Annotated in this window: 17 protein-coding genes; 8 read left to right on the top strand and 9 right to left on the bottom strand. The window is 40.2% G+C overall.

The window, feature by feature from the left end; all coding sequences use genetic code 11:
* Positions 1-27: 27 nt before the first annotated feature.
* Together O3650_RS02265 and O3650_RS02260 are read left to right on the top strand one after the other, a co-directional pair.
* On the top strand, positions 28-1,014 hold the full coding sequence (locus O3650_RS02265) for a rhodanese-related sulfurtransferase (RefSeq protein ID WP_001030024.1): 987 nt from the start codon (positions 28-30) through the stop codon (positions 1,012-1,014).
* Positions 1,015-1,135: 121 nt separating this feature from the next.
* The gene (locus tag O3650_RS02260; RefSeq protein WP_153192729.1) at positions 1,136-1,996 is read left to right on the top strand and encodes a DUF4299 family protein; all 861 of its coding nucleotides are present in this window, start codon (positions 1,136-1,138) and stop codon (positions 1,994-1,996) included.
* A gap of 70 nt (positions 1,997-2,066) precedes the next feature.
* Here O3650_RS02260 and O3650_RS02255 read toward each other — a convergent pair whose 3' ends face one another.
* The 5 genes from O3650_RS02255 to O3650_RS02235 form a co-directional block, all read right to left on the bottom strand.
* Positions 2,067-3,131 (bottom strand): DUF4775 domain-containing protein, encoded by a 1,065-nt coding sequence (locus tag O3650_RS02255; RefSeq protein ID WP_261053893.1) that lies wholly within the window; start codon positions 3,129-3,131, stop codon positions 2,067-2,069.
* Between the two features lie 57 nt (positions 3,132-3,188).
* Entirely contained in the window at positions 3,189-4,100 is a 912-nt protein-coding gene (locus O3650_RS02250; RefSeq protein ID WP_371491482.1) for a DUF4097 family beta strand repeat-containing protein, read from the bottom strand.
* A complete protein-coding gene (locus O3650_RS02245; RefSeq protein ID WP_024057314.1) occupies positions 4,093-4,686 on the bottom strand; it encodes a DUF1700 domain-containing protein in 594 nt (197 codons plus the stop codon). The genes O3650_RS02250 and O3650_RS02245 overlap by 8 nt, the downstream gene beginning before the upstream one ends.
* Positions 4,673-4,999 carry a PadR family transcriptional regulator gene (locus O3650_RS02240; RefSeq protein WP_100104776.1) on the bottom strand — a complete coding sequence of 109 codons (327 nt, stop codon included), beginning with the start codon at positions 4,997-4,999 and terminating at the stop codon, positions 4,673-4,675. The genes O3650_RS02245 and O3650_RS02240 overlap by 14 nt, the downstream gene beginning before the upstream one ends.
* 138 nt (positions 5,000-5,137) lie before the next feature.
* Positions 5,138-6,304 carry an MFS transporter gene (locus O3650_RS02235; RefSeq protein ID WP_261024626.1) on the bottom strand — a complete coding sequence of 389 codons (1,167 nt, stop codon included), beginning with the start codon at positions 6,302-6,304 and terminating at the stop codon, positions 5,138-5,140.
* A gap of 150 nt (positions 6,305-6,454) precedes the next feature.
* On the opposite strand from O3650_RS02235, the gene O3650_RS02230 reads away from it, so the two are divergent.
* Entirely contained in the window at positions 6,455-7,492 is a 1,038-nt protein-coding gene (locus tag O3650_RS02230; protein WP_371491479.1) for a glycosyltransferase family 2 protein, read from the top strand.
* A gap of 67 nt (positions 7,493-7,559) precedes the next feature.
* Positions 7,560-9,410 (top strand): nucleoside-diphosphate sugar epimerase/dehydratase, encoded by a 1,851-nt coding sequence (locus O3650_RS02225; protein ID WP_153192717.1) that lies wholly within the window; start codon positions 7,560-7,562, stop codon positions 9,408-9,410.
* Positions 9,411-9,523: 113 nt separating this feature from the next.
* On the opposite strand, the gene O3650_RS02220 is transcribed toward O3650_RS02225, so the two are convergent.
* The 3 genes from O3650_RS02220 to sdaAB are packed head-to-tail and all read right to left on the bottom strand — an operon-like array spanning position 9,524 to position 11,730.
* Positions 9,524-10,156 carry an HAD family hydrolase gene (locus O3650_RS02220; protein WP_261074466.1) on the bottom strand — a complete coding sequence of 211 codons (633 nt, stop codon included), beginning with the start codon at positions 10,154-10,156 and terminating at the stop codon, positions 9,524-9,526.
* Positions 10,157-10,177: 21 nt separating this feature from the next.
* Complete coding sequence (gene sdaAA, locus O3650_RS02215) at positions 10,178-11,050, bottom strand: L-serine ammonia-lyase, iron-sulfur-dependent, subunit alpha (RefSeq protein WP_261083034.1); 873 nt, start codon at positions 11,048-11,050, stop codon at positions 10,178-10,180.
* Positions 11,051-11,058: 8 nt separating this feature from the next.
* On the bottom strand, positions 11,059-11,730 hold the full coding sequence (gene sdaAB, locus O3650_RS02210) for an L-serine ammonia-lyase, iron-sulfur-dependent subunit beta (protein WP_000838912.1): 672 nt from the start codon (positions 11,728-11,730) through the stop codon (positions 11,059-11,061).
* Between the two features lie 241 nt (positions 11,731-11,971).
* Between sdaAB and O3650_RS02205 the strand changes: the two genes are divergently transcribed.
* A complete protein-coding gene (locus tag O3650_RS02205) occupies positions 11,972-12,592 on the top strand; it encodes a LysM peptidoglycan-binding domain-containing protein (protein WP_261033909.1) in 621 nt (206 codons plus the stop codon).
* A 51-nt stretch (positions 12,593-12,643) separates the two neighbouring features.
* On the opposite strand, the gene O3650_RS02200 is transcribed toward O3650_RS02205, so the two are convergent.
* Positions 12,644-13,507, bottom strand: coding sequence for a helix-turn-helix transcriptional regulator (locus O3650_RS02200; RefSeq protein WP_261018521.1), 864 nt, complete (start codon positions 13,505-13,507; stop codon positions 12,644-12,646).
* A gap of 322 nt (positions 13,508-13,829) precedes the next feature.
* Here O3650_RS02200 and O3650_RS02195 point away from each other — a divergent pair, with 322 nt between their 5' ends.
* From O3650_RS02195 to O3650_RS02185, 3 genes are all read left to right on the top strand, one after another.
* On the top strand, positions 13,830-14,417 hold the full coding sequence (locus O3650_RS02195) for a hypothetical protein (protein ID WP_153192714.1): 588 nt from the start codon (positions 13,830-13,832) through the stop codon (positions 14,415-14,417).
* A 285-nt stretch (positions 14,418-14,702) separates the two neighbouring features.
* Positions 14,703-16,811, top strand: a complete 2,109-nt coding sequence (locus tag O3650_RS02190) for a bacteriocin-associated integral membrane family protein (RefSeq protein WP_261074469.1) — start codon at positions 14,703-14,705, stop codon at positions 16,809-16,811.
* On the top strand, positions 16,808-17,449 hold the full coding sequence (locus O3650_RS02185; protein WP_000571038.1) for an ABC transporter ATP-binding protein: 642 nt from the start codon (positions 16,808-16,810) through the stop codon (positions 17,447-17,449). The genes O3650_RS02190 and O3650_RS02185 overlap by 4 nt, the downstream gene beginning before the upstream one ends.
* Positions 17,450-17,505 lie beyond the last annotated feature (56 nt).

Below are 17,505 nucleotides of genomic sequence, written 5' to 3'. Positions count from 1 at the left end.
TTAAGAATAGAAAAGAGAACAAATCTTATGGCAAAAGATATTCGTGTCTTACTTTACTACCTTTACACTCCAATTGAAAATGCAGAGCAATTTGCTGCAGACCACTTGGCTTTCTGTAAATCAATCGGCCTTAAAGGTCGTATCCTAGTCGCTGACGAGGGAATTAACGGAACAGTTTCAGGTGATTATGAAACAACTCAAAAATACATGGACTACGTTCACAGCCTCCCAGGCATGGAAGACCTCTGGTTCAAGATTGACGAAGAAAGTGAACAAGCCTTCAAGAAGATGTTCGTTCGCTACAAGAAAGAAATTGTCCACCTTGGTTTGGAAGACAACGACTTTGACAACGATATCAACCCACTTGAAACAACAGGTGCTTACTTGTCTCCAAAAGAGTTCAAAGAAGCCCTTCTTGACGAAGATACAGTTGTCCTTGATACTCGTAATGACTATGAGTATGACCTTGGACACTTCCGTGGTGCTATCCGTCCAGACATCCGCAACTTCCGTGAGTTGCCACAATGGGTCCGTGACAACAAAGAAAAATTCATGGACAAGCGTGTCGTGGTTTACTGTACAGGTGGCGTTCGCTGTGAGAAATTCTCAGGTTGGATGGTCCGTGAAGGCTACAAAGATGTCGGCCAATTGCACGGAGGAATTGCAACTTACGGTAAAGACCCAGAAGTCCAAGGTGAACTTTGGGATGGGAAAATGTACGTCTTTGACGAGCGTATTGCCGTAGATGTTAACCATGTCAACCCAACCATCGTAGGAAAAGACTGGTTTGATGGAACACCATGTGAACGTTATGTCAACTGTGGAAATCCATTCTGTAACCGTCGTATCTTGACATCAGAAGAAAATGAAGACAAGTACCTTCGTGGATGCTCACACGAGTGCCGTGTTCACCCACGTAACCGCTATGTTTCAGAAAATGAATTGACACAAGCTGAAGTTGTCGAGCGCCTAGCCGCTATCGGTGAAAGCTTGGATCAAGCAGCTACTGTATAAGATTAAACAGTCCTTAGGGGCTGTTTTTCTATTCTTTTTACTCAAAAATCTAAAGTTTGTTTCTGTATCTTTCAGGAAAATAGGGTATACTATATGTAAACGATTTCAAAGGAGTCAAGTTATGACGAAAACATTTTTTATTCCAAATAAACAGAGCATTTTAGGAGAACAGGAAATTTTGACTGCCAAGTCTATCTTGGCCTTGGTAGATGGTTTGGAGTCACATAGCTATGATGCTGTCTATCTCCGTCAGCCTCTTAATCGTCTCGAGTATATCGAGTGTGCGATAGTGGGGCAATCGCAATTTCTTTTTAAGGTCAGTTATACTGATGGTCAAAAGGCATATCGTGTCGATCTTCCTGACCTACTAACGAAGACAGACTGGCAGATTATCAAGTCATTTTTAGAAGCCCTGCTTGCTTATACAGGAACTGAGGTTGAAGGACTAGATGGTTTTGACTTTGAAGCTTATTTCCAAGCAAGTATTCAAGCCTATCTGGGAGACACCGCAGCCCGTTTTACGATTTGCCAAGGAATTTTTAATCCTGTTTTCTTTAGTCATGAGGACTTGAAAAGCTTTTTAGAAGAAGATGGCTTGGCTCAGTTTGAAGCGCGTGTGCGTGCGGTTCAAGAGACAGATGCCTACTTTGCAAAAGTTTCCTTCTATCAGGATGGAGAAGGCCAAGTGCACGGTGTTTACCATCTGGCTCAAGGAGTCAAGACTGTTTTGCCGAGAGAACCATTTGTTCCTGCAGCCTATATTGAGCAATTGGTGGATAAGGAAGTCCAGTGGGAGATTGACTTGGTTCAAATCACAGGAGATGGCTCTAAACCAGAAGACTATGAAGCTATTGCCCGCTTGAACTATGCAAAATTCCCAGAGTCACTACCATCAGCATTTTACCACCAACTAGATGCCAATCAATTAGAAGTGCAACCCATCTTAGACAAAGATTTTAAAGCATTAGCACAAGAAAAGTAAAGCAGAAGCAGGTCAATCGACTTGCTTTTTTACATATAAAAAATCCTGCCATGAAAGACAGGATTGAAGTTTAAAGAAAGGCCAAGATACGAAGATAATCTCCAATCAGTGCCACTTCAGCTACAAAGAAGAGGAGGATAATGACTCCGTTCACAAGGACAGACAAGAATAACTGATAGAAGGAGTCGGTTTCACTTGCTTGACTTGGTCTTGTAATGATATGGAGACTGGCAAGTAGAATGATTCCAATGCTAATCACACACAAAAGGGCTGTAAATCGTAGGCTATCAAAGAAGGCAAAGAAACTAGCAATAGCAGTGAGGAAGATTGGAATTGCCAAGAGTTGGCTATATTGTTGGAGAACCTTTTCTAGCGTCCAGTCCTTTTCCTGGTGGATAAATCGTCTCACGACGAAACTACCCAAGAGGAATGAAAAGAAGAAGAGTGTTGTTGCTACTAGGATAGAGATAATCGAAAAGAGATTTAATGAAGCAAATTGTTCAGGGAAGTGATTATGCATAGTTGCTATATGTCCATAGTAAGCATGTTTGATGTGGTAGATACTAAAGAAAAAGGAAGATGCAGAAAACAGAATGAGCAAGAGAAAGGCTGTGTAACTGTGTGTGCTACTTGTTTCAAGATTGCTCGTAGGAGATTTGATTGCTTCTACTAGCCAAGACCAAAAATCAAGCGCTTGCTCTTTCCATCTATCCGTCGATTTTGGAGCTTGGTCGGGGATGTAAGGACTTTCTAAGGATTGACTGAGAAGAAGTGGCTCTTTCGTGGTTGGTTTTTGCTGAGGAAAAGCTTCTTGCTTCTCTTCAGCTATAGTGACTTTTTCTGTTTCTTCAGGAAGATCTTGCTCTTCTTCAGTAGAATCTAATGCTTTCTTTTCTTCTATTTCTGTTCTCGCTTCACCGTCTTCAGGCGTTTCAATTTTCTCTTCTTGCTGGCTGTCCAATTCGACTTCAGCTTGAGAAACTTCCTTCTCTAACTGAGTATTTTTTTCAATTGGCGTATCGAGATCGGCTATAGTTTCTTCAGCCTTGTCTGCAACATCTTGGACTTGTTCATCAGGCTTGTTCTTGCTTGTTGTTTTTACAAAATCATTACTTTCAAACCATTCTTGTTTCATGGTAGAACCTCCTTTTTAGCGGGTTATGTGTCATAGTGGTCGATATAAATAGGTTTATTAAGGTCTGTTAGCTGTAGTTTCAAGACTAATATAATCATCAGCCTTAGCGATGAGTTGACCTTTTGCATCAGTTTTTTCAGTTTTGTAAGGGTTGCTTAATTCGTTGGGGTGGCGTTGACTCTCATCTCTCGATAACTGATAAATAGGACCATGGTGACTCGAGAGGTCTAAGTTAATTTCTTGGCTTTCTTTTTGAGTTAGTGTGATGCTGAGTTCATTTTTAGAAGTTAGTTCTACCTTACCATATACTTTAATATTGTCAACGTAGAAGTGATTTTTTGTTGACTCTAGCTGACTATCTGTAAGGTCTGTATCAAAGATATTGATAATATTTGGTGTTGTGAGTTTACTGTTTTTGATACGACTTCCTTCAATTCGGAGGAGATAACCATTTGTATTGAGAGTTGCATTTTCAAGGCTAGCATTTATGATGGTGGTTTGTCCACGATTGGCTGAGATGTTGATCCCTTTTAGAGTTCTCCCTTTTGGCAGTCGGAGAATAACTTCGCCAAAACGACTAGAGTAGCTACTTGCGATATGGAGAATCCCGCCAATTCCAGAAGAGAGCAATGGACTTTCAGACAGTTTTTTATCCGTTAGGCTCAGCGTTTTATCGTTTTGATTTGTGACAATATCATGGTTAGCAGAGAGTGATGGATGGTAAGAAATGTGGATTTGATCATCCAAAGAGTCTGTGATGGTGAGCGCGTGTTGATGGAGAGTAATCTCTAGGTTTTCGACTTCCTTGCCAAAGGTCAACTCTTCCATCCGACTATCATAGACAGGCTCCTTGGACATGGCAAGCAGACTCTTAATCCCGTCAGATTGGATCCCTACAAAGAGCAGGATAAAGCCGATAATGGTAGTCACCACACCAAAAATGAGAAATCCTTTTGTCAATTTACGCATGCTGGTCACCTCTCTTTCCTTTTTTGAGAACAAATTGCACCAGGCGAACAATGAGTAGACCGAAGAAGCGGGCTACATAGGAAATACCTAGTAAGACTAGTGAAGAAGCACCGATAGCTAGTAAACCAGCACCAAAAATCAAGATAAAGGCTGATTTGGCTTGGGCGAGAACAGTGAAACTTTCAACTAAAAATAGGAATCCGCCGATGATACCAAGTATGGAAACCGCAAAGAAAGCTAGAATGACAGTTAAGGCTGCCACAAGGATTGCGAACAGGGACACGAGGATGGCGATTCCCAGAGGAATACCGATGGGTGCTGCAAGGAGGGCTAACAAGGCGATATGCAAAATTTGTCGGTTATTTTTTTGAGCGGGTGCCTCATTGATTTTTTTATCGAGAAGATTAGAGAGGACTTCGTGAGCTGCTTCCTTAGGAGTTCCTAAGCTAGCGATGAGTTCTTCCTCTCCTTCGACTCCAGCATCGTCAAAGAGTTCCCTGAAATAGTCCATGGCTTCAATTTGGTCAGCCTGAGGCAGTTTTTTAAGATAAAGTTCTAGCTGAGTCAGGTATTCAGTTCTTGTCATGGCGGATACTCCCTTCTATGATGCCATTGATGGTGTCTGTATAGAGTGTCCATTCATCTTTTAGGGTCACGAGCTGTTCTATACCACCATTTGTCAAGGAGTAGTATTTGCGCATGCGACCTTGGAACTCTCTAGAATAGGTTGTCAGAAAGCTATTGCCTTCCAATTTTTTGAGAATGGGATAGAGTGTGGATTCTTTGATATTAGCGATGAGCTTAATGGTTTGGCTAATCTCATAACCATAAGAATCCCCTTTTTCCAGTACGGCCAAGATGAGAAATTCAATCAAGGCAGAGGATGTTGGAAAGTACATGGGAAACCTCCTTTTCTAATGTGTAAGATTTTTATATATAATTTTTCTACACATACATTGTACATCTAAAAGAAAGCCCTGTCAAGAGAAATGTGTAAAATTTTTATATATAAAAAACTTCTAGCCAAAACTAGAAGTTTAGAGAATTTTATCGGCTCTGTCCACTGTAAAGAGGGCCACAGTCATCAGGATATCGACGAGTAAGAGCGCAGCTACAGCTGGTACCCAAGAGTGGAACAGGTCAAAACTGTAACCAAAGAGGGTTGGCCCAAAGGCTGCTAGGATATAGCCTCCTGTTTGAGACAAACCAGACAATTGAGCTGTCTTTTCAGGGGCGCTTGTCTTGAGTGAAAAGTTGACCATGAGATAAGGGAAGAGGGCGCTGGTTGCGGTTCCGATGAGGAGATGGATGGCAAGCCAGTAAAAGAAATTACCGATTGGGAAGAAGAGCATGGAAATGCCGACCACACCAGCGAGTGAAACCAAAGTGAGCATGAGCTGACGGTTGCGAGTAGATAAGCTGGTTGTTAGGCTTGGGATAGTCATTGAAAAAGGAATGCTAATCAGAGAGAAGATAGAAGTCAGCAAGCCAGCTTCGTGACTGGATAGACCTGCATGGATGGCCATGGTAGGTAGCCAAGTCATAGCGGTGTAAAAGAGCAAGGATTGAAAACCTGCAAAGACAATCACTGCCCAGACCTGTTTATTATGCATGACCTTTGTTTTGCTTTTTTGTTTGGTTTGTGGAGCCAGTCTGTGATTATAGCGGTGATTAGGCAGCCAGACCAAAAAAGTTGCTAGGCAGAGCAGGGTGAGGAGGATGATAAGCCCTTTCCAAGAACTGGCTTGTGTAATGGGCACGGCTAGATAGGAAGCCAGAGCCGTCGCAATCCCCATAGAAGTTACATATAAGGTGGTCAGAAAACCAATCTTCTTTGGTTGATTGGCTTGGATAAGACTAGGAAGCAGAACATTGATGACTGCGATACTTGCCCCAACCATCAAGGTTCCTAGATAGAGCAGGGGCAGATTGATTAGTCGAATGAGAGAACCGATGGTCAAGAAGAAGAGGCTGTAGGTGAAGAGATGCTCCAAGCCAATTTTCTGAGCCAATCGGGTAGAAAAGAGCGAGAAGAGAGTAAACATGAGGAGGGGAAGGCTGGTCAAGACACCAAGTGAACTAACTTCTACCCCCAGACCTTGCGAAATATCTCCCAAAATAATGGGTAAAACAGTAAATGGAGTCCGCAAGGAAACACCAATCAGGATAATACCTGGAACAAAAAAGAGTGATTGCTTTTTCATATAATACCTCTTCTAGCTGATTTTAATAACAGCTTATTTTAAGGCTTTTTCCCTATAATGTCAAGTAAGGTTTCTGGCTTTCAAGATAAAAATAGGAAAGTCTTGAAAATTATGATAAAATAGTGGAAGGAAAAATTCAGGAGAGTAGTAGTGACTCAAAATGTTGAAAGTCTTCTCGTATCCATTGTAATCAGTGCATACAATGAAGAAAAATATCTGCCTGGTCTAATTGAGGACTTAAAAAATCAAACCTATCCTAAAGAAAATATTGAAATTCTATTTATAAATGCTATGTCTACAGATGGGACAACAGCCATCATTCAGCAATTTATAAAAGAAGACACAGAGTTTAACTCAATTAGATTGTATAACAATCCTAAGAAAAATCAAGCTAGTGGTTTTAACCTGGGAGTTAAACATTCTGTAGGGGACCTTATTTTAAAAATTGATGCTCATTCAAAAGTTACTGAGAGTTTTGTAATGAATAATGTGGCTGTTATTCAACAAGGTGAATCTGTCTGTGGGGGACCTAGACCGACGATTGTTGAAGGAAAGGGAAAATGGGCAGAGACCTTGCATCTTGTTGAGGAAAATATGTTTGGCAGTAGCATTGCCAATTATCGAAATAGTTCCGAGGATAGATATGTTTCTTCTATTTTTCATGGGATGTATAAACGAGAGGTTTTCCAGAAGGTTGGTTTAGTAAATGAGCAACTTGGCCGAACTGAAGATAATGATATTCATTATAGAATTCGAGAACATGGTTATAAAATCCGCTATAGCCCAAGTATTCTATCTTATCAGTATATTCGACCAACATTCAAGAAAATGCTGCATCAAAAGTATTCAAATGGTTTGTGGATTGGCTTGACAAGTCATGTTCAGCCTAAGTGTTTATCATTATTTCACTATGTTCCTTGTTTATTTGTTTTGAGTCTTGTGTTTAGTCTAGCATTGTTACCGATCACATTCGTATTCATAACTTTACTATTAGGTGCTTATTTTCTACTTTTGTCATTACTCACTTTGCTGACTTTATTAAAACATAAAAATGGATTTCTAATTGTGATGCCCTTTCTTTTATTTTCCATTCACTTTGCTTATGGCCTTGGGACGATTGTAGGTTTAATTAGAGGATTTAAATGGAAGAAAGAGTACAAGGGAACAGTAATTTATTTGGAAAAATAAGCCAAATAAATTAAAATATGCTACAATAACAATATAGTAAAACTCTTTTAAGGAGGAGTAAATTTCTATGAATAAAAAACTAACAGATTATGTGATTGATCTGGTGGAAATTTTAAATAAACAACAAAAGCAGGTTTTCTGGGGAATATTTGATATTTTGAGTATGGTGGTTTCCATCATTGTATCTTATATTTTATTTTATGGGCTGATTAATCCAGCACCTGTTGACTACATTATCTATACGAGTCTGGCCTTCCTGTTCTATCAATTGATGATTGGATTTTGGGGATTAAACGCTAGTATTAGTCGTTACAGCAAGATTACGGACTTTCTGAAAATCTTTTTTGGTGTGACTGCGAGCAGCATCTTGTCATATAGTATCTGCTATGCCTTCTTGCCACTTTTTTCAATCCGTTTCATCATTCTCTTTATCTTGTTTAGTACCTTCTTGATTTTATTGCCACGGATTACTTGGCAGTTAATCTACTCTAGACGCAAAAAAGGAAGTGGTGATGGAGAACACCGTCGGACCTTCTTGATTGGTGCTGGTGATGGTGGGGCTCTCTTTATGGATAGTTACCAACATCCAACTAGTGAATTAGAACTTGTCGGTATTTTGGATAAGGATGCTAAGAAAAAGGGACAAAAACTTGGTGGGATTCCTGTTTTGGGTTCATATGATGAATTGCCTGAATTAGCCAAACGCCATCAAATCGAGCGTGTTATCGTTGCGATTCCGTCGCTTGACCCGTCAGAATATGAGCGTATCTTGCAGATGTGTAATAAGCTGGGTGTCAAATGTTACAAGATGCCTAAAGTTGAAACAGTTGTTCAGGGACTTCACCAAGCAGCTACTGGCTTCCAAAAAATTGATATCACAGACCTTTTGGGCCGTCAGGAAATTCGTCTTGACGAATCGCGTCTGGGCGCAGAACTGACAGGTAAGACAATCTTGGTTACAGGTGCTGGTGGTTCAATCGGTTCTGAAATCTGTCGCCAAGTTAGCCGTTTCAATCCTGAACGCATTGTCTTGCTCGGTCATGGGGAAAACTCAATTTACCTTGTTTATCATGAATTGATTCGTAAGTTCCAAGGGATTGATTATGTACCAGTTATTGCCGATATTCAAGACTATGACCGTTTGTTGCAAGTCTTTGAGCAGTACAAGCCAGCTATTGTTTATCATGCGGCTGCCCACAAGCACGTTCCTATGATGGAGCGCAATCCAAAAGAAGCCTTCAAAAACAATATTCGTGGAACTTACAACGTTGCTAAGGCTGTTGATGAAGCCAAAGTACCTAAGATGGTTATGATTTCGACAGATAAGGCAGTTAATCCACCAAATGTTATGGGAGCAACCAAGCGCGTGGCTGAGTTGATTGTCACTGGCTTTAACCAACGTAGCCAATCGACCTATTGTGCAGTTCGGTTTGGGAATGTTCTTGGTAGCCGTGGTAGTGTCATTCCAGTCTTTGAACGTCAGATTGCTGAAGGTGGGCCTGTAACGGTGACAGACTTCCGCATGACCCGTTACTTCATGACCATTCCAGAAGCTAGCCGTTTGGTTATCCATGCTGGTGCTTATGCCAAGGATGGGGAAGTCTTTATCCTTGATATGGGCAAACCAGTCAAGATTTATGATTTGGCCAAGAAAATGGTCCTTCTAAGTGGACACACCGAAAGCGAAATTCCAATCGTTGAAGTTGGAATCCGTCCAGGTGAAAAACTTTACGAAGAACTCTTGGTTTCGACCGAATTAGTTGATAATCAGGTTATGGATAAGATTTTCGTTGGTAAGGTTAATGTTATGCCTCTAGAAGCTATCGATAAAAAGATTGAAGAATTCCGCACTCTCAGCGGAGATGAGTTGAAGCAGGCTATTATCGCCTTTGCTAATCAAACCACCCACGTTGAATAAAAAAGAAAAACGCATATTATCAGGTCAGTACAAATGAACCTTGGTAATATGCGTTTTGTTATGTAGAGACTTACTTCATTTTCTTCTGAAATAGAGTTGTCGCCCAGTCTATGTTATTGAAAATACTCCAAAACTTCTAAGGGTTTGTGGGCGATATAATCAGGTTGATAGTTTAGTAGATCTGCTTGATCTCCAAATCCCCAAGTGACGGCCAATTTCTGAATGCCTGTTTCTTGAGCCCCCTGCATATCAAACTTGGTATCTCCGATGATGATGGCTTGTTCTGGGGCTAGTTGATGTGTCTGTAAGGCTTGGCGAATGACATCTGCCTTATGGGGTGCTTCAGGGCTGGAACCATAAATGCCATCAAAGAAATGATGGATTCCCAAGTTTTTAGTCATGTCTTGAGCGGTTGGAGTATTCTTTGTAGTGGTGATATAAAGAGGGTAATTGCTCGATAACTTCTCAAGCAAGTCTACAATCTGAGGAAAGAGTTGAGCTTCATGGATGCCTTTTGCTTTGTAGTAAGAACGGTATATCTGGATAGCCTCAGAAATTTGGTCTTTGGGAAGGCAGGTCGCAAAACTACTTTCGAGAGGCGGTCCCATAAAACCACGAATAGTTTTGGCATCAGGGCTAGGCACCCCGAGCTCCTTAAAGGTATGGGTAAAGGCATTGTGAATCCCGATAGAACTGTCAACGAGGGTTCCATCCAAATCGAAAAAAATCGCTGTGATAGAGGTCATGATTTCTCCTATTTGATAAGCTTATTCTCCGAAAATTTCTTTTTGGAGGCGACGACCAGTAGGGGTGGTAGCGAGCCCACCTTCAGCTGTTTCACGAAAGGCAGTTGGCATGCTTGCTCCTACTTGGTACATGGCATCGATAACTTCATCCACAGGGATTTTAGATTCGATACCTGCCAAGGCCATGTCTGCTGCGATGAAGGCAAAGCTAGCTCCCATGGCATTGCGTTTAACACAGGGAACTTCGACCAAACCTGCAACAGGGTCACAGATGAGGCCTAGCATATTTTTAATGACAAAGGCAATGGCCTGACTGGCCTGATAAGGTGTCCCACCTGCAGCCAGAGTCAAGGCAGCAGCACTCATAGCAGAGGCCGAACCAACCTCGGCTTGACAGCCACCTTCAGCACCTGAGATAGAGGCATTGTTTGCGATGACTAGTCCAAAGGCACCGGCAGCAAAGAGGAAATCCAGCTGTTGTTCGTGGCTGAGGTCTAATTTTTCAATAGCAGCAGTGAGAACGGAAGGGAGACAGCCAGCACTTCCTGCGGTCGGAGTAGCGCAGACCAAGCCCATTTTGGCATTGTGTTCATTGACTGCGATGGCATTTCGGGCAGCAGAGAGAATTGTATAATCTGATAAAGTTTTTCCGTTTTTGATGTAGTGATCCAATTTGGCAGCATCTCCACCTGTCAGGCCACTACGAGATTTATTTTCATTGAGGCCAAGTTGGACAGAGGCTTTCATGACTTCCAGATTGCGTTCCATGAGAAGGAGGACTTCTTCACGTTCGCGACCGGTCAATTCAAACTCTGTTGTAATCATGAGTTCTGCGACATTTCCTTGAAAGTCCAGATCTGCTTGCTCGACCAATTCTTTGATAGAATAAAACATGTTTCCTCCTATTTAAAGAAATTGACATTATGGAGATGAGGGATTTTTCGAATTTCTTCGATGGCCTCATCACAGTTGCGACTGTCAACTTCGATAATCATAATGGCTTTTTCACCAGCTTTTTCACGAGTAACATTCATCTGGGCGATATTGATACCATAGCGTGAAAGAGCCTCTGTTACGAGGGCAATCATACCTGGAATATCTTGATGAACGATGATGATAGTCGGTGTATTCATATTTAGAGAGACGGCAAAGCCATTGAGTTCGGTTACCTGAATATTCCCTCCACCGATAGAAATACCAGTCACACTGATGGTTTTGTGAGCATTTTTGACGGTAATTTTAGTGGTGTTTGGGTGAGGAGCATTGCTGTCTTTCTGAATGGTCCAGACAATCTTGATGCCGCGCTTGTGGGCAATCTCCAGACTGTTTGGGATTTCAGGATCATCTGTATCCATGCCCAAAATACCTGCAACAAGGGCTAGGTCTGTTCCGTGACCTCGATAGGTTTTGGCAAATGAGTTAAATAGTTGGAATTCGACTTCTGTCGGAGTATCATCAAAAATGGAAGAGACAATCTTCCCAATACGAACAGCACCAGCGGTATGGCTACTAGATGGGCCAATCATAACTGGTCCGATGATATCAAAGACAGATTGAAAACGAAGTGATTTCATCAGTTTCCCCTTATAAAAATTCTTATCTCTATTATATCAAAGAATAAAGGTCTTGACTTTAATTGTGGATGAAAACCTTTCTAATACCTTAAATAGCATAAAAATAGTATCTTTTATGACAAAAAACACATTATTTAGGGAAATAAAAAATAATTTTGTAATATTTCTACATAAAAGTGTCAAGAAACAGTAATATTTAAAGGGTATGATAGAAGTATAGAAAGAAGGAGAATTTTCAAATATGAAATCAACAACTAAAAAGATTAAAACAACTCTTGCAGGAGTAGCTGCCTTGTTTGCAGTATTTGCTCCATCATTTGTATCTGCTCAAGAATCATCAACTTACACTGTTAAAGAAGGTGATACACTTTCAGAAATCGCTGAAACTCACAACACAACTGTTGAGAAATTGGCAGAAAACAACCACATCGACAACATCCATATGATTTATGTTGGTCAAGAGTTGGTTATCGACGGTCCAGCAGCGCCAGTAGCATCAGCTTCAACGACTTATGAAGCACCAGCTGCCCAAGATGAGGCTGTTTCAGCTCCAGTAGCAGAAACTACAGAAGTAGAGGAGGAAACTCCAGTAGTAAGCGAAGCAGTAGTAGAAGAAACAGTTGCTTCATCTGTAAGCGGATCTGAAGCAGAAGCCAAAGAATGGATCGCTCAAAAAGAATCAGGCGGTAGCTACACAGCTACAAACGGACGTTATATCGGACGTTACCAATTGACAGATTCATACTTGAATGGTGACTACTCAGCTGAAAACCAAGAACGTGTAGCAGATGCCTATGTTGCAGGACGTTACGGTTCATGGACAGCCGCTAAAAACTTCTGGCTTAATAACGGCTGGTATTAAGAAATAACGAACAGAATAATATGAAAAGGTCGAGGAAATCCCTCGACTTTTTTATCTTTCCTTCGGTTGATAATAGGTCTCTACTTCTTTTTTGAGATGAGACAGCATAGAAGTTTCCTCGGTCAGCTTCAGAAGTGAGAAACCTTTTTGGATAAGTCTAGCATCATCCCTACAAATCCCGATACGGACATAGCAGATAGCAAGCCTATCGTAGCTTTTCTTGTTCTTGGCGTCCTCTAGTAAAGTATAGCAGATTTGTTGACACATGTTTTTGTCTTGATTGTATAAGTAAATGGTGGAAAGGTTGAGTAGGATTGCTACTCGCAGTTCATATAGATGTTGATAGTTTTTATAGACTTCCAAGCGTTGCAAGATTTTTTCAGTGATGAGATGGAGGTGTTCAATGGGAAAGCTGAAAAGGATGGTATTGAGGATTTTTAGGTCATTTTCATACCATATATCTTGTTTTTCAATTTTCTCCCAAAGTTTTGTGACAGTCTGTTTCACTTGGTTTGACAGTTGCTCTGTACCATGTTGACGGATATGAATGACAATTTCCAACATATCTCTGATTTCTTCTATGGGCAGGTCGTGGTGGGTTTTGAGATAGTCTTGGCATTTTTGAAATAGTTTTTCGAGTTCACTAGTCCCTAGGGTTGAGCTCATATTGAGATAGGTTTGCATGATTTCTGTTCGTTGGCTCGGTTGATAGAGGTGGCAGATATAGTCAAACTCTTCAAAACTCATATTGATTTGCCGGAGAAGAAACTCCATATTTTCATATTTGGGAGTTACCTTGCCGCTTTCAATCTTTGATAGGCTGGTTCTTGAGAGAACCTCCCCACAGACCTCTTCTTGGGTCAATCCTTTTGACTCACGTATTTCTTTATATACTTTCCCGAAATCATAACGCATAATTTTCTCCTTTTCGTGAAAAAAGTTAACAAAGAATAAAATCCTATTAAAAATATTGTATCATAGTAATATAAAAAGTAAAAAAGAAAGCTAAAATAAGTTTGGTGTAATTTTAATATGGGGTTAATGAGTACTATGATGTAGCTAGAAAAGGGGTGGAAAAATGTTTAAAAATAAGGAACTTTTTCGAGTAGTCATGATATTTGTGATAGGAATTATCCTCATTTTAATGACACCCGTCTTATTTAAAGTTGTTATGGAACTATTTTCAAAATAGATAGGCCTCTGCTTTAGGTAGAGTAGTGAATCAGGAGGTTAAGTGATGAACTACAATTTAAAATATCTCTTATCAGGAATATTTATTATAGTCTTCATAGGTTTCCTAGTCTGGATGCGTTATTTTAATCAGAAGAAGGAAGAAGCGCATTCGGATGTGTCTTTTGAAGCGAGGTTAGATAGTGAGGTCAAGGCCTTATATAAACAACTAGGATTGGGTGAGGAGCCTCAGTATTTCTTAGCGTATCGCTACCTACATCCTTGGTTTAATTTGGCGATTTTACCACCAACAGTTGAAATTTTCTTAACTAAAATAGCGCTGGTGATGGTGACTCCAGATGAACTACTGATAAGAAATCTTGGGAATGGGATGACTTTCACAAGTGAGCACCATCGTGATTTGCGACAAGGACTTATCCGCATTCCAAAATCAGAGATGAAAGAATTTGAGATTCGCAACTGGAAAAGAGTTTTTATATTTGGCGATTTTTTGACAATTAAAACAAGCCAACATAGCTATTATTTGCAGGTTAGAAATGATGGACTTCAAAAAGGAAGTCTTTCTACCAAACATTTCTCTGACTTGAAACGACAAGATTTTCTCGGATTATTGACAGATAAACGGACATTCTGATTGACAATTGCCCTAGTGGCTTATTGTAAACTTTACAAATGAGCTGTAAACACTAGAATTCATTCAGAAAGGCAATTCCTATGAAAAATAAAATTTTAATCATTGTTTATATTTTAGCCTCGCTAATCATCAGTTTTATAATCTTTTCACTTTTGCATATTGATTTTAAATGGTGGACAACTCTGGCTATAAGTGCAGGATTTATTTACACCTACTTAAGGTCTAGCAAAAAATAAAAAGTACCTGCACCTATCTCGCTTTCGTCTCTTCACGGGAGGTATCTCTATGAAAAAAATCAGTCATCTTTGTATGCTCCTGCTCTTGCTGTGTACTACGTTTTTTGTCCTGAATGTAAATGTTACACGTGAAATAGTGCGGATTCAGGAGATGGGCAAGACAACTTATTCATTTGACTTGTACTTGAAAGATGTCACTAAACCGACAGAAACGATTCTCCAGTTTTTTGAAGAGGTTGCAAATCAAGACAAGGTCTCTATTATCAAAGTAGATAATGGAGATGAAGCCGTCAAGGCTGGTGTTTTTAATAAGGAAACCTTCCCCTATCAGGAGTTCGGTCTGACTTCTCTTGATTTTTCAAAGAATGAGAAGGGGGTCTACAGCAACCAGGATCTTCCCAATAATCTAGGAACCATTCCCACCTTTTTAAAGGTGAAACTCATTCGACTCCAGACCTTCCAATCCTATATTGAGGATAAATCCCATACTGTAAATGGGCGCTACATGATTACCTCCAGCAAAGAGATAGATCGCGATACCATTCTACAAAAGTGGAGTGATTTTTTCCAGATAGATAAGACGATTTTATTAGAACCCACTTACCGAAGTCAGGTTGGAGTGCTAAATCAAGAGTTGTTACTATCTATCATTATCTTTATCTTGGCAATCTTGCTTGTGATTTTAATGACAGTTTATCAGCCGATGATGGAGATGAAACGAGTGGGGGTTCAAAAGTTACTTGGTTTCCAAAGCAGGGCGATTTTAGCTGGTTTTGTAAAGACTAATTTTTATCTTCTCTTGGGTGGAAGTCTTATCATTGACTTGGGACTATTTTTAGTGCTGGACTACAGACCAAAACTTCTGTTCCCAAGTTTACTCTTATCCCAATTTCTGCTTTTACAGTTGTATTTGTTCATCAGTTGGCTGACCTACCTGATGATTCAGAAAATGACAGTCAGCTCCATGTTGAAAGGTTTTTCATCTGTCAAACTTGGTCTTATCTTCAATTATGTGATGAAAATAGGGACAACTATTTTACTGACGGCCTTACTGATTGGGGTGGGCAGAAGTTTAGAACAAGAAAACAAAGAACTTGCTTATCAGCAACAGTGGGTAAGCCAAGGAAATTACCTGACCTTAGAAACCTTCAAACTCAATGATAACCTGTGGCAAGAAGAGCTAGCAGGTTCAGGGAAATCTACAGATTATTTCTACCAATTTTATCAAGACTTGCTAGCAAAAACACAAGTAAACTATGTGCGAAGTACGAGTCTTCCTATCAAACCAGTCATCAAAGCAGAACAAGTGCAGAACTACCAACTGCCTGATAAGGTAGATGTTTACTATGCTAATAGCAATTTTCTAAAGAGCAAGGGATTCAAGTTACCAGATACCGGCACTAAAAAAGTTATTTTGATGCCAGCCAGTGATAAAGGACAAGAAGGCAAGAATCAGTTCTTGGGAAAATCCATAGCCTATCTTTCTATGAGGTATGAAGATCAGCAAAAGAAAACAATAGAAGATATGGATGTCGAGATTGCCTATTATGAAGGAGATTGGTCATTTTTCCCATATAGTGATAAGCGAAAGGAAAATCTCTCCAATCCAATTATTAGCTTGGTCAATGATTCTGATATGATGTGGGATGAGAAAGCCTCCCTGTCAACAACTGGCTTAAATAATCCGATTAAAATTGAAAATACGGTTCAACATCAAAAAGAGATTACAGAGTTAGTTGAGAAATTGTCAGATGGGAATTATTTAAAATTTTCATCGATTCAAGCCATTCAACAAGAGAAAGTAGATTCTTATCGAGATGCAGTTCGAAATCTTAATATACTCTTTGCTTTGTTTGGTCTCCTTAGCATGATGATTTCCTACTTCTTACTAGTAACAACTTTCTTATTGAAGCGAACAGATATCATTACCAAGAAGTTTATGGGGTGGAAACTGGTCGATCGCTACCGTCCTCTCTTAGTTCTGCTCTTGCTGGGCTATAGTCTGCCTCTTCTAGTCTTGATTTTCTTTGCCCATGCGCTCTTGCCACTTCTACTGTTTGCAGGCTTTACATGTTTGGATATACTATTTGTGCTAGGCTTGGCTTCTAGGATGGAGAAAAGAAGTCTAGTAGAATTATTGAAAGGGGGCATCTTATGATTGAGTTGGAAAATATTACCAAAACCATTGGGGGAAAAGTGATTTTGGATAACTTATCTCTCAGGATTGATCAGGGGGATTTGGTAGCCATTGTTGGTAAGAGTGGTAGTGGTAAGTCGACCTTGTTAAATTTATTAGGTTTGATAGATGGTGATTATAGCGGACGGTATGAGATTTTTGGCCAGACAAATCTAGCAGTCAATTCTGCTAAGTCACAAACAATAATCCGTGAACATATCTCTTATCTGTTTCAAAATTTTGCCCTGATTGATGATGAAACGGTCGAGTACAATCTCATGCTGGCGCTGAAATATGTAAAATTGTCTAAGAAAGACAAGCTCAAAAAGGTGGAAGAGATTTTAGAGAGAGTAGGTTTGTCAGCTACTTTGCATCAAAAGGTCTCCGAGTTGTCTGGTGGGGAGCAACAACGAATTGCAGTTGCTAGAGCCATCTTAAAACCTAGCCAGCTGATTTTAGCCGATGAACCTACAGGTTCGCTGGATCCTGAAAATAGAGATTTGGTCTTGAAGTTTCTCTTAGAGATGAATCGCGAGGGGAAAACAGTTATTATTGTGACCCACGATGCTTATGTAGCCCAACAATGTCATCGGATCATTGAATTGGGCGAGGGGAAATGAGTTCGTTCGGCTTCTTTTGATTGGCTGAATACTCATGTTTTTTAGAGAGAAATAGC

This window comes from Streptococcus sp. 20925_1_24, assembly GCF_041432335.1.
GTDB classification, from domain to species: domain Bacteria; phylum Bacillota; class Bacilli; order Lactobacillales; family Streptococcaceae; genus Streptococcus; species Streptococcus mitis_BM.
Note: the sequence above shows the minus strand (reverse complement) of the source record. Positions and strands in the feature narration are given on the sequence as shown.